At 57.8% G+C, this 26873-nt stretch carries 24 protein-coding genes; 5 read left to right on the forward strand and 19 right to left on the reverse strand.

Going from position 1 to position 26873, the window contains the following annotated elements; all coding sequences use genetic code 11:
• Positions 1-2: 2 nt before the first annotated feature.
• From V1599_RS09400 to cecR, 4 genes are read right to left on the reverse strand one after another with little or no spacing between them, the layout of a single operon-like run.
• Entirely contained in the window at positions 3-1136 is a 1134-nt protein-coding gene (locus V1599_RS09400) for an ABC transporter permease (RefSeq protein WP_297119026.1), read from the reverse strand.
• Positions 1126-2865 carry an ATP-binding cassette domain-containing protein gene (locus V1599_RS09405; protein WP_112011414.1) on the reverse strand — a complete coding sequence of 580 codons (1740 nt, stop codon included), beginning with the start codon at positions 2863-2865 and terminating at the stop codon, positions 1126-1128. The genes V1599_RS09400 and V1599_RS09405 overlap by 11 nt, the downstream gene beginning before the upstream one ends.
• Complete coding sequence (gene hlyD / locus V1599_RS09410) at positions 2858-3853, reverse strand: secretion protein HlyD (RefSeq protein WP_112011413.1); 996 nt, start codon at positions 3851-3853, stop codon at positions 2858-2860. Before hlyD ends, V1599_RS09405 begins: the two co-directional genes overlap by 8 nt.
• Positions 3850-4527: a transcriptional regulator CecR gene (cecR, locus tag V1599_RS09415; RefSeq protein WP_112011412.1), complete on the reverse strand. Its 678-nt coding sequence runs from the start codon at positions 4525-4527 to the stop codon at positions 3850-3852. The genes hlyD and cecR overlap by 4 nt, the downstream gene beginning before the upstream one ends.
• A 235-nt stretch (positions 4528-4762) precedes the next feature.
• Between cecR and rhlE the strand changes: the two genes are divergently transcribed.
• Both rhlE and dinG read left to right on the forward strand, forming a co-directional pair.
• Entirely contained in the window at positions 4763-6148 is a 1386-nt protein-coding gene (gene rhlE, locus V1599_RS09420; protein WP_112011411.1) for an ATP-dependent RNA helicase RhlE, read from the forward strand.
• 97 nt (positions 6149-6245) lie between these two features.
• On the forward strand, positions 6246-8423 hold the full coding sequence (gene dinG / locus V1599_RS09425; RefSeq protein ID WP_112011410.1) for an ATP-dependent DNA helicase DinG: 2178 nt from the start codon (positions 6246-6248) through the stop codon (positions 8421-8423).
• Here dinG and V1599_RS09430 read toward each other — a convergent pair.
• From V1599_RS09430 to V1599_RS09450, 5 genes are all read right to left on the reverse strand, one after another.
• Positions 8410-8913, reverse strand: coding sequence for a fimbrial protein (locus V1599_RS09430; RefSeq protein ID WP_297119017.1), 504 nt, complete (start codon positions 8911-8913; stop codon positions 8410-8412). The genes dinG and V1599_RS09430 overlap by 14 nt on opposite strands.
• Before the next feature lie 6 nt (positions 8914-8919).
• Entirely contained in the window at positions 8920-9909 is a 990-nt protein-coding gene (locus tag V1599_RS09435; protein ID WP_112011408.1) for a fimbrial protein, read from the reverse strand.
• 22 nt (positions 9910-9931) lie between these two features.
• Complete coding sequence (locus tag V1599_RS09440; RefSeq protein ID WP_395301425.1) at positions 9932-12475, reverse strand: fimbria/pilus outer membrane usher protein; 2544 nt, start codon at positions 12473-12475, stop codon at positions 9932-9934.
• Positions 12476-12505: 30 nt separating this feature from the next.
• On the reverse strand, positions 12506-13180 hold the full coding sequence (locus V1599_RS09445) for a molecular chaperone (RefSeq protein ID WP_395301426.1): 675 nt from the start codon (positions 13178-13180) through the stop codon (positions 12506-12508).
• A 69-nt stretch (positions 13181-13249) separates the two neighbouring features.
• Entirely contained in the window at positions 13250-13786 is a 537-nt protein-coding gene (locus V1599_RS09450) for a fimbrial protein (protein WP_112011406.1), read from the reverse strand.
• Positions 13787-14034: 248 nt separating this feature from the next.
• Between V1599_RS09450 and ybiB the strand changes: the two genes are divergently transcribed.
• Complete coding sequence (gene ybiB / locus V1599_RS09455; RefSeq protein WP_395301427.1) at positions 14035-14997, forward strand: DNA-binding protein YbiB; 963 nt, start codon at positions 14035-14037, stop codon at positions 14995-14997.
• A 111-nt stretch (positions 14998-15108) separates the two neighbouring features.
• On the opposite strand, the gene ybiJ is transcribed toward ybiB, so the two are convergent.
• From ybiJ to mcbA, 3 genes are all read right to left on the reverse strand, one after another.
• Complete coding sequence (ybiJ, locus tag V1599_RS09460; RefSeq protein ID WP_112011404.1) at positions 15109-15369, reverse strand: DUF1471 family protein YbiJ; 261 nt, start codon at positions 15367-15369, stop codon at positions 15109-15111.
• A 283-nt stretch (positions 15370-15652) separates the two neighbouring features.
• A complete protein-coding gene (locus V1599_RS09465; protein WP_112011403.1) occupies positions 15653-15919 on the reverse strand; it encodes a DksA/TraR family C4-type zinc finger protein in 267 nt (88 codons plus the stop codon).
• Between the two features lie 122 nt (positions 15920-16041).
• Positions 16042-16308 (reverse strand): DUF1471 family periplasmic protein McbA, encoded by a 267-nt coding sequence (gene mcbA / locus V1599_RS09470; RefSeq protein ID WP_112011402.1) that lies wholly within the window; start codon positions 16306-16308, stop codon positions 16042-16044.
• Between the two features lie 242 nt (positions 16309-16550).
• On the opposite strand from mcbA, the gene rlmF reads away from it, so the two are divergent.
• Entirely contained in the window at positions 16551-17462 is a 912-nt protein-coding gene (gene rlmF / locus V1599_RS09475) for a 23S rRNA (adenine(1618)-N(6))-methyltransferase RlmF (RefSeq protein ID WP_112011401.1), read from the forward strand.
• A gap of 48 nt (positions 17463-17510) precedes the next feature.
• On the opposite strand, the gene ybiO is transcribed toward rlmF, so the two are convergent.
• From ybiO to rhtA, 6 genes are all read right to left on the reverse strand, one after another.
• On the reverse strand, positions 17511-19730 hold the full coding sequence (gene ybiO / locus V1599_RS09480; RefSeq protein WP_395301428.1) for a mechanosensitive channel protein: 2220 nt from the start codon (positions 19728-19730) through the stop codon (positions 17511-17513).
• A 122-nt stretch (positions 19731-19852) separates the two neighbouring features.
• Positions 19853-20575, reverse strand: a complete 723-nt coding sequence (gene glnQ, locus V1599_RS09485; RefSeq protein WP_395301429.1) for a glutamine ABC transporter ATP-binding protein GlnQ — start codon at positions 20573-20575, stop codon at positions 19853-19855.
• The gene (gene glnP / locus V1599_RS09490) at positions 20572-21231 is read right to left on the reverse strand and encodes a glutamine ABC transporter permease GlnP (protein ID WP_108367324.1); all 660 of its coding nucleotides are present in this window, start codon (positions 21229-21231) and stop codon (positions 20572-20574) included. The genes glnQ and glnP overlap by 4 nt, the downstream gene beginning before the upstream one ends.
• 93 nt (positions 21232-21324) lie before the next feature.
• Positions 21325-22068, reverse strand: a complete 744-nt coding sequence (glnH, locus tag V1599_RS09495) for a glutamine ABC transporter substrate-binding protein GlnH (protein ID WP_343647470.1) — start codon at positions 22066-22068, stop codon at positions 21325-21327.
• Between the two features lie 363 nt (positions 22069-22431).
• Entirely contained in the window at positions 22432-22935 is a 504-nt protein-coding gene (gene dps, locus V1599_RS09500; RefSeq protein ID WP_010428924.1) for a DNA starvation/stationary phase protection protein Dps, read from the reverse strand.
• 298 nt (positions 22936-23233) lie between these two features.
• Positions 23234-24121 (reverse strand): threonine/homoserine exporter RhtA, encoded by an 888-nt coding sequence (rhtA, locus tag V1599_RS09505; RefSeq protein WP_112011396.1) that lies wholly within the window; start codon positions 24119-24121, stop codon positions 23234-23236.
• A 354-nt stretch (positions 24122-24475) separates the two neighbouring features.
• Between rhtA and ompX the strand changes: the two genes are divergently transcribed.
• Entirely contained in the window at positions 24476-24994 is a 519-nt protein-coding gene (gene ompX, locus V1599_RS09510; RefSeq protein ID WP_112011395.1) for an outer membrane protein OmpX, read from the forward strand.
• A 139-nt stretch (positions 24995-25133) separates the two neighbouring features.
• On the opposite strand, the gene V1599_RS09515 is transcribed toward ompX, so the two are convergent.
• Positions 25134-26717 carry a phosphoethanolamine transferase gene (locus V1599_RS09515; protein ID WP_395301430.1) on the reverse strand — a complete coding sequence of 528 codons (1584 nt, stop codon included), beginning with the start codon at positions 26715-26717 and terminating at the stop codon, positions 25134-25136.
• Positions 26718-26873: the final 156 nt, after the last annotated feature.

Genomic DNA, 26873 nt, shown 5'->3' on the forward strand with positions numbered 1-26873 from the left:
CCTTAATCCAGACGCCGTTTGGTTTTCATCCAGGTCAGCCCGATGAACATCACCGCCGACGCCATCAAAAACAGCGTGTTAATTATCAGCACCACCGGAATATTCCCGGCCAGGAACAGGCTCTGCAGCGTGCTCACGAAGTAGCGGGCCGGAATGATGTACGTCACGGCGCGGATCGCCGCGGGCATGCTGTCTATCTGGAAAATAAACCCGGACAGCATAATCGACGGCAGGAACGCGGCGTTGAGCGCTACCTGCGCGGCGTTGAACTGGTTGCGGGTCACGGTGGAGATCAGCAGCCCCATCCCGAGCGTGCTGAGCAAAAACAGGCTGGTAATAAAGAACAGCACGACCAGCGAACCGCGATACGGCACGCCGAGGATAAACACCGAGACCAGCATGCAGAGCAGCATCGCCAGCATGCCGAGGAAATAGTAGGGGATCAGCTTGCACAGCAGCAGCTCCACGCGCGTTACTTCGGTGGAGAGTAGCGCCTCCATGGTGCCGCGCTCCCACTCACGGGCGATGACCAGCGAGGTAAGGATGGCGCCAATTACCGTCATGATGATGGTCACCGCGCCGGGAATGATAAAGTGCTGGCTGATGGCCGCCGGGTTAAACCAGTAGCGGGTCTGCACGTCGATCAGCGGCTCAAACGTTTCGCCCCGGTCCTCGGCGCGCTGCATCTGCCACAGCTGCCAAATCCCCTCCGCGTAGCCCTGCACGAAGTTGGCGGTATTCGGCTCGCTGCCGTCGGTAATCACCTGAATCGGCGCAGCGGTGCCCGCGCGCGCCATATTGGCGGCGAAATCCACCGGAATGACGATCAGGCCGCGTATTTTACCGGCCTGCATTTTCTGAATCAGCTCCTGACGGCTGTCGCTGATGGTGGCGTCGATGTAGGGCGAGCCGGTCATGGCGTGGGTGAAATCCAGCGCCTCTTTGCTTTGCTGTTCCAGCAGAATCCCGACCCGCAGCTTGCTCGAATCCAGGTTAATCCCGTAGCCAAAGATAAACAGCAGCAGCAGGGGGATCACCACCGCAATCAGCCAACTGCTCGGATCGCGCACGATCTGGCGCGTCTCTTTCACGCACAGCGCGCGCACCCGGCGCCAGGAAATCACCTTAGTGCTCATTGGCATGCTCCTTATCCCAGTCGTGGATGAGGGTGATGAACGCCTGCTCCATGGTCGGGTCCGGCTGGTCATCGTCCGCCGCCTGCGCCTTGAGATCGTCCGGCGTGCCGTGGGCGATCAGCTTGCCGCGATAGACCAGCCCGATGCGGTCGCAATACTCCGCCTCGTCCATAAAGTGGGTGGTGACCATGACCGTGACCCCTTTCTCCACCATGCTGTTGATGTGCAGCCAAAACTCGCGGCGGGTCAAGGGGTCAACGCCGGAGGTGGGCTCGTCGAGAAACAGAATGTCCGGCTCGTGCATCAGCGAGCAGGCCAGGGCCAGGCGCTGCTTAAAGCCGAGGGGGAGGGAGTCCGTGGCGTTCGAGGCGATGCCGGTCAGCGCAAACGCCTCGCTCATGCGGGCAATCTTCTCGTTCTGGGCCCGCCCGCGCAGGCCGTACACGCCGGAGAAAAAGCGCAGGTTCTGTTCCACCGTCAGGTTGCCGTAGAGGGAAAACTTCTGCGCCATATAGCCCAGGTGCTGGCGCGCTTTGCCGGAACTGACCTTCAGGTCCATATCGAGCACCAGCGCCTTGCCCGACGTCGGCACCAGCAGGCCGCACATCATCTTAAAGGTGGTGGATTTGCCCGCGCCGTTTGGCCCCAGCAGGCCAAAAATCTCCCCGCGCTTGACCGCGAAGTTGACGTTATCCGTCGCGGCGAAGTCGCCGAACTTCTTGGTGAGCGACTTCGCTTCAATCACCGTTTCGCCCGGCGTGCCCTCCACGGTGTGTAAAATCGCCCCCAGCGGGGATTCCGATGCGCCCGCGCCGCCCAGCAGGTCGATAAAGGCATCCTCGAAGCGCGGAGCGGTCTCGGCAATTTCAATCTCCGGCATGCCGGGCGCCTGGCGGATATCGTCCGCGGTGGCCTCTTTTTTGAGGATCGCCCGCACCGAGCGCCCCTGAATCATCCCGTCGCTGACCGCGGGCAGCTTCAGCACGCGCTGCAGCAGGCGGCGGTTGGACTCCTGCGGGCTGTGCAGCAGGACGCTGCGCCCGGCCATGCTTTGGGTCAGCTGCGTCGGGTCGCCCTGGTAGAGCAGCTCGCCCTCGTTCATCAGCAGCACGTCCCGGCACTGCTCCGCCTCGTCGAGGTAGGAGGTGCTCCAGAGGATCAGCATCCCGTCGCCCGCCAGCTCGTGCACCATCTGCCACAGCTCGCGGCGCGAGATCGGGTCAACGCCCACGCCGGGCTCGTCCAGCAGCAGCACCTTCGGCTCGCCCACCAGCGTGCAGGCCAGCCCCAGCTTCTGCTTCATGCCGCCGGAGAGCTTGCCCGCCAGGCGTCCGGTAAACGGGCCGAGGGAGGTAAATTCCAGCAGGCGGGCGAAGGTTTTCTGCCGGGTTTCGCCGGTCACGCTGCGCAGGTCGGCGTACAGATTGAGGTTTTCCATCACCGTCAGGTCTTCGTACAGGCCGAACTTCTGCGGCATATAGCCGAGCATGGCGTGGAGCGCGCCGTCGTCTTTGATCGGATCGAGGCCGAGCACGCTGGCCGACCCTTCGTCCGGCTTCAGGAGCCCCGCAAGCATGCGCATCAGCGTGGTTTTTCCCGCGCCGTCCGGGCCGACCAGCCCGGTCACGTAGCCTTTCTGAATCGTGCAGTTCAGCGGCGCGACGGCGGGCTTTTCCATGCCCGCGAAGCGTTTTACCAGATTGTCGAGTTGGATAACCGCGTCATTCATGTCGTTCCCCGTCGCTGAGGGTCACGGTGACCGGCATGCCCTGGCGCAGCGCGTCGTCCGCATCGGTCACGATAATGCGCAGGCGGTAGACAAGGTCGGTGCGCAGGTCCGGCGTTTCGACGGTTTTGGGGGTGAATTCGGCGGTGGGCGAAACAAAGCCCACCCTGCCGTGGTACGGCTTGTCCGGACGCCCGTCGGTGTAGAGCAGCAGCTCGCGGCCCGGCTGCATCTGGCCGAGGTTCGGCTCGTCAATGTAGGCGCGCACCCACACCGGGCGGGTTAAGGAGAGCGTTAAGACGGTGCTGCCCGCGCTGAGCATGCTGCCCGGCTCGACGGCGCGGGTCATCAGCGTGCCGTCAGACGGCGCGACCAGCGTGGTGTCGCGCAGATCCAGCTCGGCCTGCGCCAGCTGGGCCTGCGCCTGTTCGAGGCTGGCCTTCGCCTGCGCGATATCCTGCTCGCGGTTACCGGTGCGGTACTGGCTCAGCTTATCCTGCGCGGACTTCAGCGTGGCCTGCGCCTGATCGCGTGACGAACGGGCGTTTTCCAGATCGTTAGCGGAAATGGTGCGGCTTTTCCACAGCCCCTGCTGGCGGCTGTAGAAGTTCTGCGCGTAGTCGTAGGCGGCCTTCGCCTGTTTCACGGCCGCTTCAGCCTGGGCAATCTCCTCGTCGCGATAGCCCGCCCGCATCAGGTCGTACTGCGCCTGCGCGACGGAGACGCCCGCTTTCGCCTGCATCAGCGCGTTTTCATACGGCGCCTTGTCCAGTGCGCCCAGGGTTTGCCCGGCCTTGATGGCGTCGCCCTCGTCGACGCTGAGCGAGGCCAGGCGGCCGCCGACGCGGAAGCTCATATTGACGGTACGGATATCAACGTTGCCGTACAGCGTCAGGCCTCTGTCCTGCTGGCTTTGATACCACAGCCAGCCTCCCGCAACCACCGCGAGCACAACAACGGCCATCAGAACGATGGCGACCGGTTTTTTCATGACTTCAGGCTCCTTTGCGTTAAGCCTTGCAGGATCAGATCGACGTGACAGGTAATGACCCGGCTAATCTGCGCGGCTTTATCCTCATCAAACTGTGTCCAGCCGGTGCGTAACAAAATCGTTTCCCGCCCCAGGCGAAACGCCAGCACTTCACCCAGCAGGGCATGGGTATGCAAAATGGTCTCGGTGTCGTTCGCGTCTCGCCCGGTGTAGGCCGCCACCAGCCGGGTCAGGTGCCCGTGCATCGGATCGATGACCTGGTCGTGTACACGCTGGTAGGCCGCGGTGGGCGAAAGCTGCTCTCGAGAGATAAATTTGCTCAGGCTGAGCGTGTCGTCGTGCGTCAGCAGCCTGATCATATTGTGGCAGGCGTTAAGGATCAGCTGACGGATCGCGGCGCGGTCGGGGGAGGGGTGTTCGAGCAGCCCGGCGGCCTCTTCCACGTGCGGGCGAAAATTCGCGGCAATAAAGTCAGCGATCCACTGGGCGCAGGCGAGGTATAAATCCTCTTTTGAGCCAAAATAGTAGGTAATGGCCGCGATGTTTTGCCCGGCCTGCGCGGCGATGTCGCGCGTGGTGGCGTGCAGGCCATATTCGCCAAACTGCGCCAGCGCGGCGGCGATAAGCTGGCTTTTTGCCTGTTCGCCCTTCGATGTCGTCGGTGTTGTATTCATGGCGGCTTTAAGAATTAATCAATCGATTGATTAAGACTATGGCTGGTTCAGCGTTTTGTCCAGTCGCTCGCCGCGAGAAGCGGGTCATCAAGGATTAACGAAGGGATATTTATGCGCCACGTCACAAAAGCTGCTACACTCCGCTGCTTCACGACATTGTGGTTTTTGTCCTTCCCTATTCGTTATATCTCCCTGAAAACTACACCTGAGACGGTCGGGGCGGTTCGGAGTTTTTATGTCTTTTGATTCCCTTGGCCTGAATCCAGAAATTCTGCGCGCTGTTGCAGAGCAGGGTTACAGCGAGCCAACCCCGATCCAGAAGCAGGCGATCCCTGCCGTGCTGGAAGGCCGCGACCTGATGGCCAGCGCGCAGACCGGCACCGGTAAAACCGCCGGCTTTACGCTGCCGCTGTTAGAGCTGCTGGTCAAAAACCAGCCGCATGCGAAAGGCCGCCGCCCGGTACGCGCACTGATCCTGACGCCAACCCGCGAGCTGGCCGCTCAGGTCGGTGAGAACGTGCGTGAGTACAGCCGCTATCTCAACATCCGCTCAATGGTGGTTTTCGGCGGGGTGAGCATTAACCCGCAGATGATGAAGCTGCGCGGCGGCGTGGACGTGCTGGTGGCAACGCCGGGCCGTCTGCTGGATCTGGAACACCAGAACGCCGTTAAGCTGGATCAGATTGAAATTCTGGTGCTGGACGAAGCCGACCGCATGCTGGACATGGGCTTTATCCACGACATCCGCCGCGTGCTCTCTAAGCTGCCGCCGCGTCGCCAGAACCTGCTTTTCTCCGCAACCTTCTCCGACGATATCAAGGCGCTGGCTGAAAAGCTGCTGCACAATCCGCTGGAAATTGAAGTCGCGCGCCGCAACACCGCCTCCGAGCAGGTTACGCAGCACGTTCACTTCGTGGATAAGAAGCGCAAGCGGGAGCTGCTCTCCCAGATGATCGGCAAGGGGAACTGGCAGCAGGTGCTGGTCTTTACCCGCACCAAGCACGGCGCGAACCACCTGGCTGAACAGCTGAATAAAGACGGCATTCGCAGCGCGGCAATCCACGGCAACAAGAGCCAGGGCGCGCGTACCCGCGCGCTGGCGGAGTTCAAATCTGGCGATATTCGCGTGCTGGTGGCAACCGACATCGCGGCGCGCGGTCTGGACATCGAAGAGCTGCCGCACGTGGTGAACTACGAGCTGCCGAACGTGCCGGAAGATTACGTGCACCGCATCGGCCGTACCGGCCGCGCGGCGGCCACCGGTGAGGCGTTGTCCCTGGTGTGCGTCGACGAACACAAGCTGCTGCGCGACATCGAGCGTCTGCTGAAGAAAGAGATCCCGCGCATCGAAACCCCGGGCTATGAAGTGGACCCGTCCATCAAGGCGGAGCCGATTCAGAACGGCCGTCAGGGTGGCGGCGGTCGCGGTCAGGGCGGCGGCGGTCGCGGCCAGCAGCCGCGTCGTTCAGAAGGCGGTGCGCCGAAGTTATCGGGTAAACCGCCGCGTCGCGGCAACGATGCTAAACCGTCGGGTGAAAACCCGTGGCGCAGCGGTGAAGGAAAACCGGCAGGGGAAGGGCAGCGCCGACGTCGCCCGCGTAAGCCTGCCAGCCCGCAGTAATCTGGAAGCCCGGTCGTAAAGCCGGGCTTTTTCTTTTTGCGGCATCCGCCAGAAAGTGCCACAATAGTGGCTGTTTATACAGTATTTCAGGTTTCCGATGGCTCTTACCGCTGCGCTGAAAGCGCAAATTGGCGCATGGTATAAGGCGCTTCAACAGCAGATCCCCGACTTTATTCCCCGAGCGCCGCAGCGGCAGATGATTGCCGACGTGGCAAAAACGCTCGCCGGGGACGACGGACGACATCTGGCCATCGAAGCCCCGACCGGCGTCGGGAAAACCCTCTCGTATCTCATTCCCGGCATTGCCATCGCCCGGGAAGAGGATAAAACGCTGGTGGTCAGCACCGCCAACGTCGCGCTGCAGGACCAGATCTTCAGCAAAGACCTGCCGCTGCTGCGCAAAATCATCCCCGATCTTCGCTTCACCGCAGCCTTCGGGCGCGGGCGCTACGTGTGTCCGCGTAACCTGGCGGGCCTTGCCAGCAGCGAGGCGACGCAGCAGGATCTGCTGGCGTTTCTCGACGATGATCTCACGCCAAATAACAAAGCGGAACAAGAGCTGTGCGCCACGCTCAAGGCCGATCTTGACGGCTATAAATGGGATGGCCTTCGCGACCACACCGATAAAGCCGTTAGCGACGATCTGTGGCGCAGGCTCAGCACCGATAAGGCCAGCTGCCTGAACCGCAACTGTCATTACTACCGCGAATGCCCGTTCTTTGTCGCCCGCCGCGAAATTCAGGAAGCGGAGGTGGTGGTGGCTAACCATGCGCTGGTGATGGCGGCGCTCGAGAGCGAAGCCGTTCTGCCGGAGCCGAAAAACCTGCTGCTGGTGCTGGATGAAGGCCATCACCTGCCGGACGTGGCGCGCGACGCGCTGGAGATGAGCGCCGAGATCACCGCGCCGTGGTTTCGCCTGCAGCTCGACCTGTTCTGCAAGCTGGTGGCAACCTGCATGGAGCAGTTCCGCCCGAAAACCACGCCGCCGCTGGCCGTGCCAGAGCGGCTAAGCGACCACTGCGAAGAGGCGTACGCGCTTATTTCGTCCCTGAACAACATCCTCAATCTTTACCTTCCCGCAGCCCAGGAGGCGGAGCATCGCTTCGCGATGGGCGAACTGCCGGAAGAGATCATGGAGATTTGCCAGCAGCTGGCAAAGCATCTCGAAAAGCTGCGCGGGCTGGCGGAGATGTTCTTAAACGATCTGAGTGAGAAAACCGGCTCCCATGACGTGGTGCGACTGCACCGCGTCCTGCTGCAGATGAACCGCGCGCTGGGCATGTTTGAATCGCAGAGCAAGCTCTGGCGGCTGGCTTCGATGGCGCAGGCGTCCGGCGCGCCGGTCACCAAATGGGCCACCCGCGAGGTGCGGGACGGGCAGGTGCATCTGTTTTTCCACTGCGTGGGCATTCGCGTGGCCGATCAGCTTGAGAAGCTTATCTGGCGCAGCGTGCCGCACGTGGTTGTCACTTCCGCCACGCTGCGCTCCCTGAACAGTTTCTCCCGCTTGCAGGAGATGAGCGGCCTGAGAGAGAAAGCGGGCGACCGCTTTGTGGCGCTGGACTCGCCGTTTAACCACTGCGAGCAGGGCAAGCTGGTGATTCCGCGCATGACGTTTGAACCGCTTATGGACAACGAGGAGCAGCACATCGCCGAGATGGCTGCCTACTTCCGCGAGCAGGTTGAGGGCAAAAAATACCCCGGCATGCTGGTGCTGTTCGCCAGCGGTCGCGCGATGCAGCGTTTTCTTGAGCACGTGACCGACCTGCGCCTGCTGCTGCTTGTTCAGGGCGATCAGCCGCGCTATCGGCTGGTGGAGACCCACCGCAAGCGTATTGATAACGGCGAGCGCAGCGTGCTGGTGGGGCTCCAGTCCTTCGCCGAGGGGCTGGATCTCAAGGGCGATTACCTGACGCAGGTGCATATCCATAAAATTGCGTTTCCGCCGATCGACAGCCCGGTGGTGATCACCGAAGGGGAGTGGCTCAAAAGCCTGAACCGCTATCCGTTTGAGGTGCAAAGCCTGCCCGCGGCGTCGTTCAACCTGATTCAGCAGGTAGGGCGCCTGATCCGCAGCCACGGCTGCTGGGGTGAAGTGGTGATTTACGACAAACGCCTGCTGACGAAAAACTATGGTCCGCGTCTGCTTAACGCTCTTCCGGTGTTTCCGATTGAACAGCCCGAGGTGCCTGAGGTAAAAAAACGCCCGGCAAAACTGGCTGCCGGGCGTCGGAAAAGCATCCGTGCTAAGGGGCGCGGTCCTACTGGTAAGTGAAGGTCACCTGCACGACGCTGCTAAACGTCCCCGCGGTGACGGGCATGGAGGTGGCGTAGTAGCGGGCGGCCAGCGGAAACTCTGCCGTATGGTCGCTCTGGTTAATCAGCACGTTAAAGCTGGCCTGCGGGGCAATCAGAATATTGTCCTGGCGGTCGGCCAGCTCCAGCGCCAGTCCCTTTGCGCTGCCGGTGTTAGCAAACTTTGTTGGATGTACGCCGTCGGCCTGGCCGTAGAAAAAGGCGTTCGCCAGCATCAGGCTTGCCGGGCAATGGGAAACCTTGAGCGAAAAGTCCTTCCACTGCCCCGTATCCCCCACGTCCTTAAACTCGCCCGAGGCTGCCTGGCCTAAATCGACGGTAAGGTTTTTGCTTTCGCTGTCCACCACGCAGGTATTGGCGTAGATATTCCCGGTCATTTGCAGCTCAATCTCGTCCGCGTGGGCGCAGGCCGTCAGGCACAGGAGCAGGAGTAACGCTGTTTTTTTCATTGGATGTCACTTATAGGCAAGGGTGATGGTGGCAACGCTGTTGGCCGGGCCGGGCGTTACGACCGCGCTGGTCTGTTCATAGCGCAATTCGAGCGGAATGCGCAGCGTCTGGTTGGCAAACGCCTCGCTTCCTGTGGGGCTATAGGCATCAAAGCTGGCCAGCATGCCGTCGATGATCATCTGCACGCCAACTCCCGTCGCCATGCCGCTTTGCTGGGTAAGCTTCACCACGCCGGGAAAGGCGGTCTCATAGCCGTTGGCGCTGCTGATTTTCAGCTCGGGCTGCACGGTGGTATCGCAGTCCACGTCGATGTAGACGGTTTGCGCCGGATCGGAAAGCGTGCCGGTGCCGACAAAATCGCTGATGGGGAAATCCCCCAGGTTGACGGTCAGGTTTTTAGGCGACACGGAGCAGGTCACCTCGTGCAGAATGACGTTGCCGGAGTACTCGATGTCATTCGGGTTGCCAATGCCTTCGTGGCCGAACACGCCAATGCCGAATCGCGTCTGCGACTGGATGAGCGTCCCGGACGCCACGTCAGCACCCGTTTTCACCAGCTCAAGCGTGACGTCAAAATTAAACGACTGCTTGCCGTCGGTTGAGACGTAGCCGATTGGCGTCCCGCGAGAATCACAGGTTACGCCACCCGCGCCGCTGATGCGCTGGCCCTGATCGTTCATTAACGCGACGCCAACACCCGGCACGCCGGAGTCATAGACGCCCTTGAGACCGGGAATTTCAGTACCGGTGCCGTAATAGCAGGAGACAATCTCCAGCCCGCTGTCGATGCTTTGATCGCAATTGCCGGCCACGTGCACGGTCTGCTCCGTACCGGGGATCGTTTCACCGACCTCCAGCGTTGTCGGCACCGAAACCGACGCCACGTTGATCATTTTCGGCATATCCGGCGTTGAGCAGGTCGCTTTCGCATGGGGCATAAACAGCGCCGCCGTGCCCAGAACTGCTACGAAAAATAATGATTTAATCATCTGCATAAGAGTAAGCCCGAACGATAAATTAATGGCACTGCGCGGAGACAGTGGCGATGCTGGTTTTATCTTTCTCGTCCGTGAGCGCATAGTCGGCGACGCAGTGCTCGCTGGCGTTTTCACCCCACGACACCGCCAGGCGGCCGCGCGGCGGCAGGCCGGACACGTAGGTCTGCCCGTCATTGCCGACAATAAACTCGCTGTCCTTATCCTCGGTGGTGACCGTTGCGCCGAACGGCAGAGGCTTACCGTTCTGCGTGAGCGTCATCAGTGCCCGACGCCCGACGCGGGTGTTAAAGGTGGCGCGCACAACGGCGCCGCGCGTTGGCGTAACGATCTGCGCCGCGTGGGTGATGTCGGCATCGTCCGGCAGCGTTTCGGTATCCAGCGCAATCGTATTGTGGCGATAGGCGGTGACGAACGGCACAACCGTATAGCCGCGGAAGTCGGTCTCGACGCCGGTCTGGTTAGTGATATGCGTGCCGTGCGTGCCGGGCGCTTTCACCAGTGCGATGGTTTCGCCCAGCGGCTGGGTCAGGGTGATGCCGTTGGCGTGCGCCACCACGCCGCCCTGAATACCCACGTTCAGCGTCTGCTGGTGCTTGTCCTGGCTGACGCCGCCGCTGACTTCGCCGTACGTTCCTTTGTAATCGGCATTGGCGCTGCCTGAGGTGCCGCTGCCGGTGGTGCTCAGCCCTTCCTGAAGGTTCCAGTTGAGGTTGTTATCCTGCAGGGCCGTGCCGTTCAGGCCGAGGTTCTGCGTGGTGCCGTCTTTGGTATTGTTCAGGTTGTAGGTGGCCCAGGTGTTGTGCATCCAGTGGTCCAGCGGCACGGAGACGCTCAGGGAGAACTGATTATCGTTGGTCACGGACTCGCCGTTCTCGTCGCTGTCGTTGGTGTTCTTATTCATGCTGTAGCTCAGGCTGTAGCTCACGCCGTGCCAGCTGTTGTTGTAGCTGACGCTCATGGAGGTCATATCCTGGCTCTGGCTCCAGTAGCTTTCCTTTACCAGGCTCAGCGTCACGGAGCCCCAGCCTTCGCCCAGCGTTTGGTCAATGGTGGCTTCCGTCCGCGCCCGGCGCTGCTGCGGCGCTGACCAGTCGCTTGAGCGGGTATAGGACTCCATGGTGTCTTGCAGGGTATAGAAACCCTTGCTGTTGTAGCGGTAGCCCGCCAGCGAGAAGTTGGTTCCGCTTCCGGCAAAATCCTTGCTGTAGCGCACGCGCCAGGACTGGCCCTTGCTCGCCTGCTGCTTTTTCAGCAGCGCTTTCGCGCGCGTAACGTCAATGGAAAACGCCCCGAGATCGCCCATGTTTTTACCCGCGCCCACGGCCTGGGAGCGATAGTGGCTGCTCTGCTGAACGCCGCCGTAGGCCGTGAAGCCATAGGGCAAGCCGTAGATGGCGCTTCCCTGGGCGAACGGCGTTTTTTCCACGTCTTTGTCATATGAACGGTAGCGACCCGCGGTCACGCTGTAGCGCAGGTTCTTTTCGCGCTGGAGCACCGGCACGGAAGCGTACGGCACCACGAAATGGCTTTCGCTGCCGTCCGTCTCTTTCACGGTGACCTGCAGGTCGCCGCTGCTGCCGGTTGGGTAGAGATCGTTAATTTCAAACGCGCCGGGCGCGACGGTATTTTGGTAGATGACGTAGCCGTTCTGGCGGACCATCACCAGCGCGTTGCTGTGCGCCGTGCCGCGAATGATTGGCGCGTAGCCTTTTTCGCTGTCCGGGAGCATGTCGCTGTCGGAGTTAATCTGCGCGCCGGTATAGGGGACGCTATCGAAGACGTCGGCAGGGGACGAGCTCTGCCCCACCGTTACGCTGCTTTTCATCGCCACGATATCGCGCTGGGCGTAGGTATAGACCGACGAGAACTTCTGCTGCTCGGTGTTGCCGGTGGTGCTGCGGTTCCACGTTGAGTAGTTTCTTAAGCGCCACGCGCCGATATTGAGGCCGGGACGGAGGTTGACGTACTGGCTGCTGGCGTCTTGTTCGCCCTGCTGGCGCGCGTGGCTTTGGCTCGCGGTTGCGCTGTAGTTCAGCAGGCCCGCGGTGATCCCTTCGTCGTACTCTTTGGGGTCAATGTAGCCGCGCGGAACTTTGCCCAGCGCCACCTGCGGAATGCTGAGCAGCAGCTGCTGGTTACGCACGTGAAACGTTGCGGAGGCGGAGGGTATAGCGCTGAGGTTTGCACATGCGCCTTTTGCCAGCAGGTTGGGATAATTTTTGACCTTAATGCCCAGGCTTTGTAACTCATCCAGGCTAAAGCAGGGCTGGAGAGCGCTGTTGCCCTGGCGATCTTTTTGTAAGGTAAAGGTGACGTCGCGGGTATCAATTTTATTATTATTGATAAAAATAGCGACCTGATATTTCCCCGGCGCCTGTCCCGGCCCTTTTTCATAGACGGATAAATCGGTTTTGGTCTGCTGGGGATTATCTACGTCCAGCAGCGCCGGGTTAAAATAATCATCTGCCATCACCTGCGACGCAAAGATCGCCATTACCAGGCCAATAATAATGACCAGTAATGAAGATAGTTGGCAGGTAAACGGCTTTTTGTCGCTATACATGATTATTTAATACACCGGCGTGCCGAATGATTAATGGAGTGCTGCGGTCAGGGGGTGGCTGATGCTGCCGTAATCGGTAATAATCGACCACGCCACGGTATTGCCGTTGGTATTCGCCGGCAGCGCAAAATGGGTTTCCGTTTTCGGTACGGCCCAGTTCGCTTTGGTGACCTTATGCCCGTTCAGAGTGACGCTCTGGAAATTCATGTAAAACGGCGTCGGGTTATTCACGACGAGATCGTTCCCCTCGCGGTGCCATTCCAGCTTGTCGGCCACCTCTTCCGGTCTGCCTTTCACCGCGGCAGGGCGATACAGCAATTTGATGCGGGTATTAATGGCGATTTGCAGGGTATTCACGCCGTCAACGTGCTTTGATGACGGAATGGCCTTGATGTTCAGCCAGTACATTGACTCGCGGTCTTCGGGTAAATTGCCGCCCGTGCGCACGACGCGCAGCACGTTGTCTTCTTTAGCGTCCAGACGAAACAGCGGAGGGGTAATCAGGAACGGGGCCTTAGCCAGGTTTTTACCGCCGGAATCGACCCAGGACTGCACCAGATAATCCGTTGTATCCGGGTTTGAAATGCCAAGAGAAGATTCCTTTTTATCTCCCTGGTAAACCAGGCGGGTGCCATTAATAATGACCCCTGCATGTGCAGTGGCTGCTACCAGTAAAAGAGTGCTCAGTAAATAACCGTGGCGCATGAATATTTCTCATCAAAGATAAAAGATATTAGCGCCTGACGCGGCGCTAATATCTCAGGATTGATAATATCAGTTATAAATGACGGTGAAGGTAGATACAGAGTTTGCAGGACCAGCAGTAATAGCCGCTCCGGTCTGAATATAACGCGCACCAAATTCCAGATCGTTGACGGTTGTACCGGACGTTAACGGATATTGCTTAGACGGGGTATATAAGCTCACCGGCTGTGCTGATGAATCAACCAGCTGAATAGCAACCCCTGTCGCCGCATCCGTATCCGGCGTTAATGCCAGCGTGGAATTATTGTTAGCGTCCGGCGTACCGCCGAAATTAATGGCGGCAGACGTCACCGTTTCCGGACAATCTTTTAACTGAATATCGAATTTCGTTAATGTGCTGGTAGAGCCCGCGCCGGTAAATACCGTTTTCGATACTTTGCCGAGCTGGACGTTCAGCGGGTTACTTAACCCATTAACGACCTGACATGCGGAATCAATGATTTCGCCGGTAAAGTTAATTTGACCTTCACCGTTTGTTGCCGCGAATGCGGATGCAGAACATCCGATCGTTGCAGCGATAATTAACCCTAATGCAACCTTGTTCATAATAAATCCTGGTGTATGACGGGTGGAAACGTTGCCTGGACGTTTTCACCGCTGATGCTTAATGACTTTCCGCTGGCTATTTAATCAAAATATGCATGGATAAGATTGTTCTATAGAAATCACAAATAATTTAGATTTTGCTTGTGTTTAATTTTTATTAGGAATTTCAGAGGGTTGATAAAACACTATCGGCAAGGCGTTCATCAGGGCTATATTGTTAACAAGATGAAGCAGTAAGGAGAGATGTCGTGGATTATCGCAAAATTATCAAAGAGGTAGGGCGCGGTAAAAACCATGCCCGCGACCTGGACCGTGAGACCGCGCGCGCGCTGTATACCCATATGCTTAACGGCGACGTGCCGGACCTGGAGATGGGCGGCATTCTGATTGCGCTACGCATCAAGGGAGAAGGTGAGGCCGAGATGCGCGGTTTTTATGAGGCGATGCAGGCGCATACGCTGCGCCTTACGCCGCCGGTAGCAAAGCCGATGCCGATCGTGATCCCAACCTATAACGGCGCGCGCAAGCAGGCGAACCTGACGCCGCTTCTGGCGATTTTGCTGCATAAAATCGGCTTTCCGGTGGTCGTGCACGGGGTCAGCGAAGATCCTACCCGCGTGTTGACCGAAACGATTTTTGAACAGCTGGGCATTGCGCCCACGCTGCACGCCGGGCAGGCGCAGGCGAAGCTGGACGGGCACCAGCCGGTCTACATTCCGGTGAAGGCGCTGTGCCCGCCGCTGGAAAAACAGCTCGATATGCGCTGGCGGATGGGCGTGCGCAACAGCGCGCACACCCTGGCGAAGCTGGCCACGCCCTTTGACGAAGGCGCTGCGCTGCGTCTTTCCAGCGTCTCGCATCCTGAATACGTTGGCCGCGTGGGGAAATTCTTCGAGGACATTGGCGGCCGGGCGCTGCTGATGCACGGCACGGAAGGCGAAGCGTATGCCAATCCGCAGCGCTGCCCGCAGCTGACGCTGATCGATTCCGCCGGTGCGCGCGTGGTGCTAGAGCGCGGAGAGGAGGATACCGACGTCGCGCTGCCTCAGGCTAAAGATCCGCACACCACCGCGCGGTGGATTGAGCAGTGCCTTGCCGGAAGCGTGCCGGTCCCGCACTCCCTTAAGCTCCAGATGGCCTGCTGCCTGCTGGCGACGGGAGAAGTTGAAACGGTAGAGGCCGGGCTTCAGCGCGTGGCGCAGTCGTTTTGACAAAAAAAAGCCCGTCCAGTGGCGGACGGGCAAAAGGGGTAACAAACAGGGTCAATGAGGGTTGGAGCATCTCACCAGAGGGCCAGTGAGGGTGGAGCATAATTCTTTCGGTTATTTATAGATAACCGCGGTACCGCTCAGCTTGTTGCTGTTGGTTGCGGAGGTGATGGTATAACCGCTGGCACCCGCAGCCGCGGCTTTCTCAGCCAGTTTTGCTTCCAGACCGTCCAGCGTCGTCGCGCCATCTGCGCTCACCACGCCGATTTTGTTCATGTTCTGCGCCTGGGTAGAAGAGACAGGCTCTACGGCGAACGCGCCGAATGACAGGGCAGACAGGGCAACGGCAGCAACAGCATATTTGATGGTTTTCATAATTAATCTCTCGCAGGTTTTTTGTTAGGGGACGGTGTTCCGTCGATGTGATGAGTATCACGCTTTTTTTCGCCGGGGAAAATCGAAGAGAATTGACGTGGTCAATCAAAAAAATTGAATGACAAATAACTTATTGAATATTAATAAATTCAAAACCCGGCTTTACACTTCTTGTCGACGCGCTTTACAGAGAGCGGGAGAAGGGCACGTTTTGCTACGCGCTTCGCTAAAAAGCGTGAGCGTAAAGGCGAGTAGCCAAACGGTGAGAAAAGGTAAAGCAAAGTCAACGCAGCTGGCTGTCTTTCGATCCTCTGCGATTATATCCCGAATGGGAAGCATTTTTTGAATCTTTATCCTGCTGGCAGGCGATGCATAACCGCACGCCGGGAATGGCCTTGCGGCGCGCCTCGGGGATTGCATCGCCGCACTCTTCGCATTCATGCAAACTTTCACCGCGCGGAATTTCGCCGCGGGCGCGCGCGACGGCATCTTCAATTGTACTGTTGATCTGTTCGTTGACGGCGTCGTCATTTGCCCAACCGGAAGCCATAGGTCCTCCTGACAAGGTAAGGGAAGTAATAAACTTACATGGGGTTAAAAAATAAACAATCAAGGCGTGAATCAAAGAAACTGCATCCGATAAACGGATGCAGTGCGATCGCGGGAAGAGGCTTACTTATAAATAGTGGCGGTGCCGTACATATGGTTATCGCCGCCGGCAGCGTTCACCACATATCCTTTCGCGCCCTGTTCGCGCGCTTTTTCAGCCAGCTTATCCTGGAGATCGTCAAGGTTGCTGGCGCGGCTCACGGAAACCGTACCCGCGGGGCGAAGCTGGCCGGTATCGGTGCTGGTGGTCAGGGACTCAACGGACAGCGCGGAGAACGACGCGGTTGCAAGCGTTCCGGCGAGAACAGCAAGGGTCAGGTACTTTTTCATAATCACATCCTCAGGGGAAACAACGGGTGATTCCCCTTAAGTTTAGAAGCTTAAAGAATGTGATTTAGCGCAAAAATTTGATGATGATCTGCTTATTTTTTGAACGACAAAAGCTGACAATTTGCTAACAGATCATAGACATACAGGTTTCTGTTTTTAGTCGATATTTTGTCCCGCGTAGAGAAACATTTACCGTTGGGTCTGCAAAGGGTATCTTACGCCGCTGTTAAAAGGAGAACGCCATGACTGCCCACAAGCCGGGGTTGCACCCGCGCAACCGCCACCGTAACCGCTATGACATGCAGGCGCTGTGCCTGAGCTGCCCGCCGCTGCAGGATTTTATTGTCCAAACGCCCGCCGGCGAGCCAACGGTCAACTTTGCCGATCCGCAGGCGGTTAAAATGCTCAATAAAGCCCTGCTGGCGCATTTCTACGGCGTGGCGCAGTGGGACATCCCGGACGGCTTTCTCTGTCCGCCCGTCCCGGGGCGAGCCGATTACGTTCACCATCTGGCGGATCTGCTTGCGGAAGGAAATGACGGCGCGGTGCCGCAGCAGGCCACCATTCTGGATATCGGCACTGGCGCAAACCTCATCTATCCGCTGATCGGCGCGCACGAATACCAGTGGCGTTTTACCGGCAGCGAGATCGGCACCGACGCCTTTGCCAGCGCGCAGGCGATAATCAACGCCAACCCGGGGCTGAGCCGCGCCATTCGCCTTCGTCGCCAGAAGGATGAGGCCGCCATTTTTAACGGCATCATTCATAAAAACGAGCAGTACGACGCGACCATGTGTAACCCGCCGTTCCACGACTCGGCCGATTCCGCCCGTGCGGGCAGCGAGCGCAAGCGCCGCAACCTGGGTCAGGCAGAGGATGCCGCGCTGAACTTTGGCGGCCAGCAGCAGGAGCTGTGGTGCGAAGGGGGAGAAGTGGCGTTCATCCTGCGGATGATTGCCGAAAGCAAATCCTTTGGCCGCCAGGTGAAATGGTTCACCACCCTGGTGTCGCGCGGGGATAACCTGCCGCCGCTCTATCGCGCGCTAACCGAAGCCGGCGCGGTGAAGGTGGTGAAAAAAGAGATGGCGCAGGGCCAGAAGCAGAGCCGCTTTATCGCCTGGACGTTTATGGACAATAACAAACGTCGCAAATAGCACCGCGTCGCAGGCCGGGTAAGGCGAAGCCGCCACCCGGCAATCCGGCTACAGCGTTGGCTCCTGCGGCGCAGGTGGCGCCGCTGGGGCCGGTGACGGCAGCACCTGATAGGTCTGCACCGGCATCCGCACCTCCGCCAGGTCAAAGTGTTTTTTCACCATGCTGTCGAGGGCAAAGCGCACCGTCCACTGCTTCAGCGGCTGGGTGGTGAACGAGACGCGAAGCGTAAACGCCGTATTCGTCAGCCCGACGATGCCCGCAAACGACGGCTCGCCGATCACCAGCCCGCGAATATCCTCCATCTCCATCAGCTCTTCTACTGCATCCCGCAGCGCCTGCTTGGCCTTGTCAGCATTTTCATGACGATCCACGTCGTAGTTCGCCACAACGGAGCCAATGCCGCGCACGAAGTTGGCGAAGGTGGTGATCGATGACCACGGGATAATATGGTATGCCCCGGTATCCTGACGCACGCCGACCGAACGAATCGACATCCGCTCAACCGTGCCGGTAAGCGGCCCAATCGTCACCAGGTCGCCGGTGTTCATCCCGTTTTCAAACTGGATAAAGATGCCGGTGATGATGTCCTTCACCAGCGTCTGGGAGCCGAAGGAGATCGCCAGCCCCAGCGCCCCGGCCCCCGCCAGCAGCGGAGCGATGTTGACGCCGATTTCCGAGAGCACAATCATGATGGTAATGGTGCTGATGATCACCGCCAGCGCGTTGCGGAACAGCGTCAGCAGCGTGCGCGCGCGGGCGCTGGGCAGCGGCCTGCCGTGAATATCCGACACCAGACGGTTCTCAATCAGGCTTGCCAGCAGCGTCCAGCCCACCGCCGAGAAGAACAGGATCAGCGCGATGCGGATCAGAATATCGACGGTCTTTTCGCCCGCGCCGTAGTGCAGCCAGTTCCAGAAGTCGAACAATCCCCAGGCGTTAAGCAGCAGCATGATTGCCACACAGACCGTGAGAATGCGCGCGACCTTGAGTGAAGCAGACATCCAGCCGTTGACCCGCTTTTGCAGCTCAGGGTAGCTGTGCTGCACCTGCGGCGAGAGGGTGATGGTTTTAGAAATCCAGCGCGACAGCAGGCCCGACACGAACGCCGCGACGCCGATGATGGCCAGGCTTTTGAACGTTGCGCCCATCATAAACTTCAGGCTGTTGCCCGGATCGAACAGCGAGAAAAAGCATAGAACGACGAAGTAGGCGCTCGCCAGCCAGTGCCACACCAGCGCGAAGGCGCGAATAAACAGGCTGAAGAAGGGGAGGGAGCGGTCGGCCAGGTGCAGCAGGCTCTGGGTGATTGCCTTTTTGTTGTGAAAGATGAGGTACAGCGCCCAGACGGTAATGCACAGCATGATCAGCACGTTTGCCAGCGCGCCAAACTGAATGTTGACCTGATTGGAGATAATCGGCACGCCGACCAGCAGGCCGTAGCCAATCAGCCCGCTCAGAATGCTTAAGCGCAGGGCCCAGTATCTGGCGCTGTCGTTGCGGATGTTAAAGGGGCGCAGCTCCGGCACGCGCGGGCAGAAAATCAGGCGCAGGAGGGCCTTGAAGAACTCGATCAGGGCGAAGGCGTTGAGGAACAGCGCCTGCTGGAAGGCGATGGTTTTGTTGCCCGCGTTAAGGTGGTCGGCCAGCCGTTGGCCGACAAAAAGCGTCAGCACCAGCAGGAGTAAATCAATAATAAACGCGCTGGCAATCATCAGCGGCAGGTGCAGCCAGCTGCTTTTTTGCTGGTTTTTTTTACGTCCCCAGCGCCCCATCCTGCGATAGAGGGGCCAGGCGCAGAGGCGAACCAGCCAGTAAAAGGCAAAGATTGCGGCCGCCAGCATCAGGAAATGGCGGGCGGCGTTTGAGAAGGTGTCGGGGTTGAACGGCTTGTGGGGCGAGCCAATCAGGTTGCGGTAGAGCTGGGCGAAGCGCGAGGCGAGCGCGTCGCCGTAGCGGCGGCTTACGTCTGTCACGTTTTCCAGCACCGTTTTTTGCTCGGTCACTTCCGGCGGCGTAATGGCTGGAACCGTCTCCTGCGGCGGCGTGGCGGCGGCTTTGCGCAGCTGATCCACCAGCTCCTTGCGCGAGCCTTCGTTTTCAAGGACATCCGCCAGCGCGCCGTAGGCCGCTTTTTTCTGCTCGACGCTGGGTTCCGGGGGCGGGCTGGTTTGTTCCGTGGCGGTGCTTCCGGCGGTGACGCCGGGGATCGCCACCGCGAACGATGGCGCACTGAACAGGCTAATCAGAAGCAACAGAAACCACGGCACGGCATCCTCCGGAAAATGTCCAACAAAATGATAAGTATAGAGGGCAGGGCGCGGAGGGGGATTTTTGGGAACAATCTGGCGTAAAAAAGCCGGGCATGCCCGGCTCAGCGTGAAGCGTAAGATCAGGAGACGTGCTGCAGGAACTCCTGCAAACGCTGGCTCGGCGGATTGGCAATCAGTTCCTGCGGGTTACCGTCTTCGGCAATGCGCCCTTTGTCGATGAAGATCAGGCGCGACGCCACTTTTTCAGCAAAGCCGATTTCGTGGGTCACGATCACCATCGTCATGCCTTCTTCCGCCAGGTCCTGCATGACCTTTAATACTTCGTGGCGGAGTTCCGGGTCGAGCGCGGAGGTTGGTTCATCAAAGAGCATCATTTTCGGCTTAACCGCCAGCGCGCGGGCAATAGCCACGCGCTGCTGCTGGCCGCCGGACAGCTCGGACGGGTAGTGGTGCGAGCGCTCGGCAAGCCCTACCTTCGCCAGCAGATCTTTCGCCAGCGCTTCCGCTGCCGCTTTGCTGGCACCGCGCACGCGCAGGGGACCAAACATCACGTTTTCCAGCGCGGTCAGGTGCGGGAAAAGATAGAACTGCTGGAACACCATGCCCGCTTCCTGGCGGATCAGGCGCTCGTCAACCTTCGGGTCGTTAACCTTCAGCCCGTCGACGATCAGATCGCCGCTGGTAATCTCTTCCAGCTTGTTAATGCAGCGCAGCAGCGTGGATTTACCGGAGCCGGATGGCCCAATAATGACCACCACTTCGCCCTTCGTGATGTTCAAATCAATATTGTGCAGCACCTGGGTTGGGCCAAAGTGCTTGGAAACGTTTTTAAATTCAATCACAGGATTTTCATCCTTCTTTCAAGACGGCGCAGAACAAAGCTCAGAACCAGCGTAATAATCAGATAGACCACGGCGACGGCGCTCCAGATCTCCAGCGCGCGGAAGTTGCCCGCAATAATCTCCTGGCCCTGACGGGTCAGCTCGGCCACGCCGATCACGATAAACAGCGAGGTGTCCTTAATGCTGATGATCCACTGGTTACCCAGCGGCGGCAGCATGCGGCGCAGCGCCAGCGGCAGGATCACGTGGCGAATGGTTTCGCGACGAGAGAGGCCTAACGCCAGGCCCGCTTCGCTAAAGCCTTTATGAATCGACAGCACCGCGCCGCGGGTGATTTCCGCGATGTACGCACCGGAGTTGATCATAATGGTCACAACGGCGGCGCTGAACGGGTCAATGCGCAGGTCGTTGAAGGCCATTGGCAGGGCGAAGTAGATGAACATGACCTGAACGACAATCGGGGTGCCGCGGATCACTTCGATGAAAACCAGCGCGATGTGGTTAGCAATCCAGCCGCCGTAGGTGCGGGCGAAACCGGCGACAAGACCGATAATCAACCCGCCAACCAGACCGAGGATCGAAATCCACAGGGTCATTTTAGCGCCTTCAAGCAAGAGAGGAATGGCAGGCCAGATGGCGCTCCAGTCAAACTGCATGATGTATTCCTGTATACCGTGGTGAAAAACAAAAAATGTAGGCCCGGCAAGCGTCAGCGCCACCGGGCATTACAAACCTGAGTTCAGGCAGAATTATTTGGGTTCAGTACCGAACCATTTTTTATAGATTTCGTTATAGGTGCCGTTCTCTTTCAGGGTTTTCAGCGCGCCGTTCACTTTGTTACGCAGGTCGTCGCTGCCTTTCGGGAACGCAATACCGTACTGCTGTGCTTCCAGAGAGTCGCCTACCGCTTTGAACTTGCCGTTGCCCGCGGTTTTGATGAAGTACAGGATGTTTGGCGTATCGTGCAGCACCGCGTCAGCGCGGTTGGTGCCGAGCTCCATGTAGGCGTTATCGATGTTCGGGAACTGGCGCAGATCCTTGGTTTTGATGTTGGCTTTCGCGTAATCAACCGAACCGGTACCGCTCTTCACCGCCACCACTTTACCGTCAAGATCTTTCACGCTTTTCACGTCGTTATTGTCGGCTTTGACCATCACCAGCAGGCCGCTTTTATAGTAGCCGTCAGAGAAGTCGATTGCCTTTTTACGCTCGTCGGTAATGGTGATGCCCGCCAGCGCGAGGTCCACGTTTTTGGTCTGCAGCGCCGGGATGATGCCGCTGAAGTCCATTGGCTTCAGGGTGTAATCCAGCTTCAGCTCTTTGGCGACGGCGGCCCACAGGTCCACGTCGAACCCAACGTATTTATCGCCTTGTTTAAATTCAAATGGTACGAACGCAGTATCGGTTGCCACGACGAGTTTGTCGGCAGCGTGAGAAGACACTGCAAAAGCCAGGGTAAGTGCAGCCAGTGAAACTTTTAATACAGACTTCATAGCATTTCCTTTTATATCCACGGGGCGATCCCCTGCGAGAACAACAGGCACAATGAAAAAATCATGCCAACTTTACAAGTTATTGTTTTTCAATGGGGATGAAGACATGCGTTGCACAACAAGCGGGACAAACGCACCGGATTGCACCAGTCTGGAGCACCATTTTGGTGCGTGGCGTTTGGCCCAGCTGACGAGCCTCTATTTAGCGTAAATTCTGGTGAGAAAACAATCTCTCGTTAACGATTGTGTGAGGTGATTATTACAATTTATTTACTTCTTTAGGAGGGAAGGGGAAAAGTGTGCACCATAAATGTGCAAAACCCCCACCGGGACGGCGAGGGTTCGTCATTAATCCGAAAAGGATTATTCGATGTTGGATTCAATAAACCACAGGAACTGGTCCAGGTCGCGGGAGGCTGCGGTAAAGATATCCGCGGTATCTTCGTCCTTCGCTTCGCCAATGGCTTTACGCACGTCGTTTGCCACAATCGCGTAGCGATCGGCCAGCTCTTTCAGATGGTCCTGAACGGTATGGATATCCAGCGGGTAGCTTTTCAGCGGCGTTTTGCTGTTGATCACCTGCGTGGTGCCCAGCGCTACGCCGCCTAACTGAACGGCACGTTCAGCCATGGTGTCTAGATGGGTAACCAGCGCCGTGCGGAAGCCATCCAGCATTTCATGAACGGCAATAAAGTTTGCACCGCGCATATTCCAGTGGGCCTGTTTGGTGATCAGCGACAGATCGATGAACTGGATCACCTGGCGATTCAGCAGCTCAATAGTTGCTTTCTTATCGCTATCCGATACATCGTTACGGGTATAAAGCAGATTAGACGCTTTTGTTTTCACCAGTTTAGCGGTACTCATAATCTCATATCCTCTTGATGTTTTGTGTCCCAGGTAATTACGGGATTAAGTATAGCAGCTGATTTTTCGTCTGCGGCTTGGCTCTGCCTATTGGTTTAATAGCGATAATAGGGTTGAATAACTAACGTATTGAAATAATAGAGATTAGTTGAAAATGATACAGAACGGTCCTAATTCCCACGTAGACAGATCCTGTGTTGCAAATAGGACGGAAATATAACGGAGGAGCCGTGGAATTATACTGCGGGAGGGCGAATAAATATTCTGCATGGCGAATAAACCATGCAGAACGGCATAATTAGCTGATATCTACTTTCTGGACTTTAGGCTCCGGGCGCATGGTCAGCGTGGACCCCATCGACGCGGCGATGATTGAGCACAGCGCCAGCGTCTGCGTCAGCGTCAGGGTTTCGCCGAGGAATACCATGCCGGAGACGGCGGCCAGCGCGGGCTCCATGCTCATCAGGGTGCCAAAAATACGCGTAGGCAGGCGCGTCAGGGCTATCATCTCTAAAGAGTAGGGGAGCGCGGTTGAAAGCACGGCAACGGCCAGCCCCACCGGGAGAATGGACCACTGCCAGATGGACTCCGTAGCCTGTGCCATACCGATTGGCACAAAGACGATTGCCGCGATTAAGGACCCCAGCGCCACCGTTGCCGGGCCGTGCTCTTCACCCGCGCGCTGTCCGGTAAGAATATAGAGAGCCCAGCAGGCCCCGGCTCCAAGCGCCAGCGCGGCGCCCGTGAGATCGATATGGGAAACATTCTGACCCAGGGGCAGCAGGAACCAAAGCCCCAGCACGGCAAGCACTACCCAGATAAAGTCTACCGGGCGGCGGGAAGAGAAAAGCGCCACCGCCAGCGGGCCGGTAAATTCCAGCGCAACGGCAATCCCGAGCGGGATGGTCTGAATAGAGAGATAGAACATGTAGTTCATCGCGCCCAGCGACAGCCCGTAAAAAAGGAGGGGCAAACGCTGCTCTTTTTTGAAGCGCAGGCGCCACGGCTTAAAGATGACCACCAGGATCAGGGTTCCCAGGGCGATGCGCAGCGCCGTCACGCCCGGCGCGCCGATCAGAGGAAAGAGGGATTTTGCCAGCGATGCGCCACTCTGGATAGAAAGCATCGCGATCAGTATTACGGCAACCGGCAACCAGACCGATGACGTGCGGGAGAGCCCAGGCATCCTTTCTCCTGTCAATTTTTGTCAAATGAGGTAAAAGTCGCAGTGTAATGGAATTATGCTTCTGCGGTTGAGGGAATGTTGAAAAAAATCCTGCTTAACTCTATAAAATAGTGGCGGATTGCTGGATTTTTCGCCTGATAGATTAGGAATAATCTGGATGAATGTTTCAGCACGGACGCGCACTATTGGCGTTTTATCGTGATAATTCTATTTTAATTTAATAAGATAGCTAACGATGGAAACGTTCTGTTACAGGAAAGCATCCGTTAGACATCACGAATCTGAAAGAGTTTCACAAGATTTTTTGATATATTTAAAACTTACGGACTTACTAGTATCACATTTGAGGTGGTTATGAAAAAAATTGCATGTCTTTCAGCACTGGCCGCTGTTCTGGCTGTTTCCGCAGGTACCGCTGTAGCTGCTACTTCTACTGTAACTGGTGGTTACGCTCAGAGCGATATGCAGGGCGTGATGAACAAAGCTAGCGGTTTCAACCTGAAGTACCGCTACGAGCAGGATAACAACCCACTGGGCGTTATCGGCTCTTTCACCTACACCGAAAAAGATCGTTCTGAAGATGGCGCTTATAACAAAGGTCAGTACTACGGTATCACCGCTGGTCCTGCTTACCGCCTGAACGACTGGGCAAGCATCTACGGTGTTGTAGGTGTTGGCTACGGTAAATTCCAGCAGACCGAAAACGAATCTGCAAACCGTACTGCTAGCAACAGCGACTACGGCTTCTCCTACGGTGCGGGCCTGCAGTTCAACCCGTACGAAAACGTTGCTCTGGACTTCTCCTATGAGCAGAGCCGTATCCGCAACGTTGACGTTGGCACCTGGATCGCGGGCGTAGGTTACCGCTTCTAATCACTTCGGTGAGCCAGTATAAAAAATCCGCCCAATGTGGCGGATTTTTTTTATCGAAGATAAAAGCAAAACGGCAACCCAATGGTTGCCGTTTTTTAGTGTTTGCTCCCTCTCCCGCGGGTGAGGGGCATCAGGCCGACTACTGACTTTTACTATCGAAGATATCCGTCCCTAAGTGGTTGTAGTCAACTTTCTGTAACTTAAAGTTGGTAACGTACACTGGGGGAGCTTTCTTGTTGGAGATAAACGGATACGCATTTTTTATCTCCTTCGCTGAAATCCCGGTCCACTGCGAGAAGAAGGCCAGAAAATCATTCGCCGAACGGCGCGCTTTAATGATGCGATGCGTCTTATCGTCGCTGGACAGCACCATAAACGGCACCTGGAAGTTCTGCTGGAATTTGTCGTCGTGCGCCAGGTACTGCACGGCTTTACCGCGCTCCTTGAAGGCCAGCCCGTGGTCAGAGAAATAGACCATCGAGAAGGTGTCGCCCGTATTGCGCAGCTGCGCGTAGAGTTTCGCGAGCAGGTCGTCGGTTTGCGTCATGGTGTACAGGTAGCACGACGTCTCTTTAGACTGCACAAACTCGGCGTATTTCCCCTGGGTACGGTCGCACGCCTGCGGGTGCGAACCCATCAGATGCAGGACAATCAGCTGCGGCTGGGTGCGCTGAGTCGCGAAGACCTGCGCGGTCATCTTCAGCAGGGCCTCGTCTTTGGTATTTTTATCCGCCTCGAAATCGCCGCTTTTCAAAAACTGAACTTCGTCCGCCCGCTTCGCAATGCTGGCGATTGCCGTATCGTATTCGCCGATCTGCCCCTGGTTAGAGAACCACCAGGTCTGGAATCCCGCGCGGTTGGCCAGGGTAACAAAGTTGTCCTGGTACTGCGGTTTGCCGTCCACCACGCGGTTAAGCGTCAGGCCCAGCGACTTCTGCGTAGAGCCGCTGGCCGCGACGTAGTCGGTAAACAGCGTGCCGTTTACCGAGCTGGCGAACGGGGTGTTATCCCAGTGGCCGCCAAACGCCCCCAGCGCATCGCGACGCGCGCTTTCACCGATCACCACCACGTAGGTGTGGTACTTCGGCTTCACCGCCAGCACGTTCCAGGTATCTTTCATATTTGACAGCTCGGCCATCCGCGCCTGCTCGTCGAGCACTTCCGCGTTGTTAACCACCACGTCTTTCACGAAGCGAAACACCGGATAGCCCGTGTCCTTGAGCTTGAACACGCCGCCCCATGCCAGGTTTTGCACCGGCGCAACGAAGAAGGTGCCCACGCTAAATGCCAGGCACAGGCTTTCCATTTTGCCCCACGCTTTTTTCTCCTCCGGCCTGCGGCGAACCGCAATCACGCCGAGGGCGAAGATGAACAGGCCGACCACGTAGCTGTACCACGGGAAGATCGTCAGGATCTCCGTGGACTCTTCCATGTTGGTGGAGTGCAGCGCCAGGAGGGTATTAAAGTTCGGCGAGCCGTAGGCCTGGCCAAACGGGAAATAGAGCGCCGCAATCAGCGAGCAGATCCCCAGCAGAATTTTCTGCGCGCGCGGCGCGGTTCGCCACAGCACATGGAGGATGCAGGTAAACGCGACGGCATAGAGCAGGCTGAACGGGTAGCCAAGGGCAAAGTTAATCAGCAGCGATTGCAGAAAATAAAATCCCGTCCACGGGCTTAAGGCCCGGCTGCGGGTAACAAGCGTTTCTTTAAGGGTTAAATTCATAGGTCACTATCATGAAAACGCCATGTGCTCACCCTGGCGCCAAGGGTCAAAGCCTGCCTGACAGTGCGTGGAGAGGGAATAGGGTCCGCTTCAGCGAGCCGCAAATTGTGCAGGGCTGCAAGAAGATAGTGCGAGCGCGAAATAAGGTCAACCGTT

Source organism: Enterobacter sp. ECC-175 (assembly GCF_043968675.1).
Lineage (GTDB): Bacteria > Pseudomonadota > Gammaproteobacteria > Enterobacterales > Enterobacteriaceae > Enterobacter.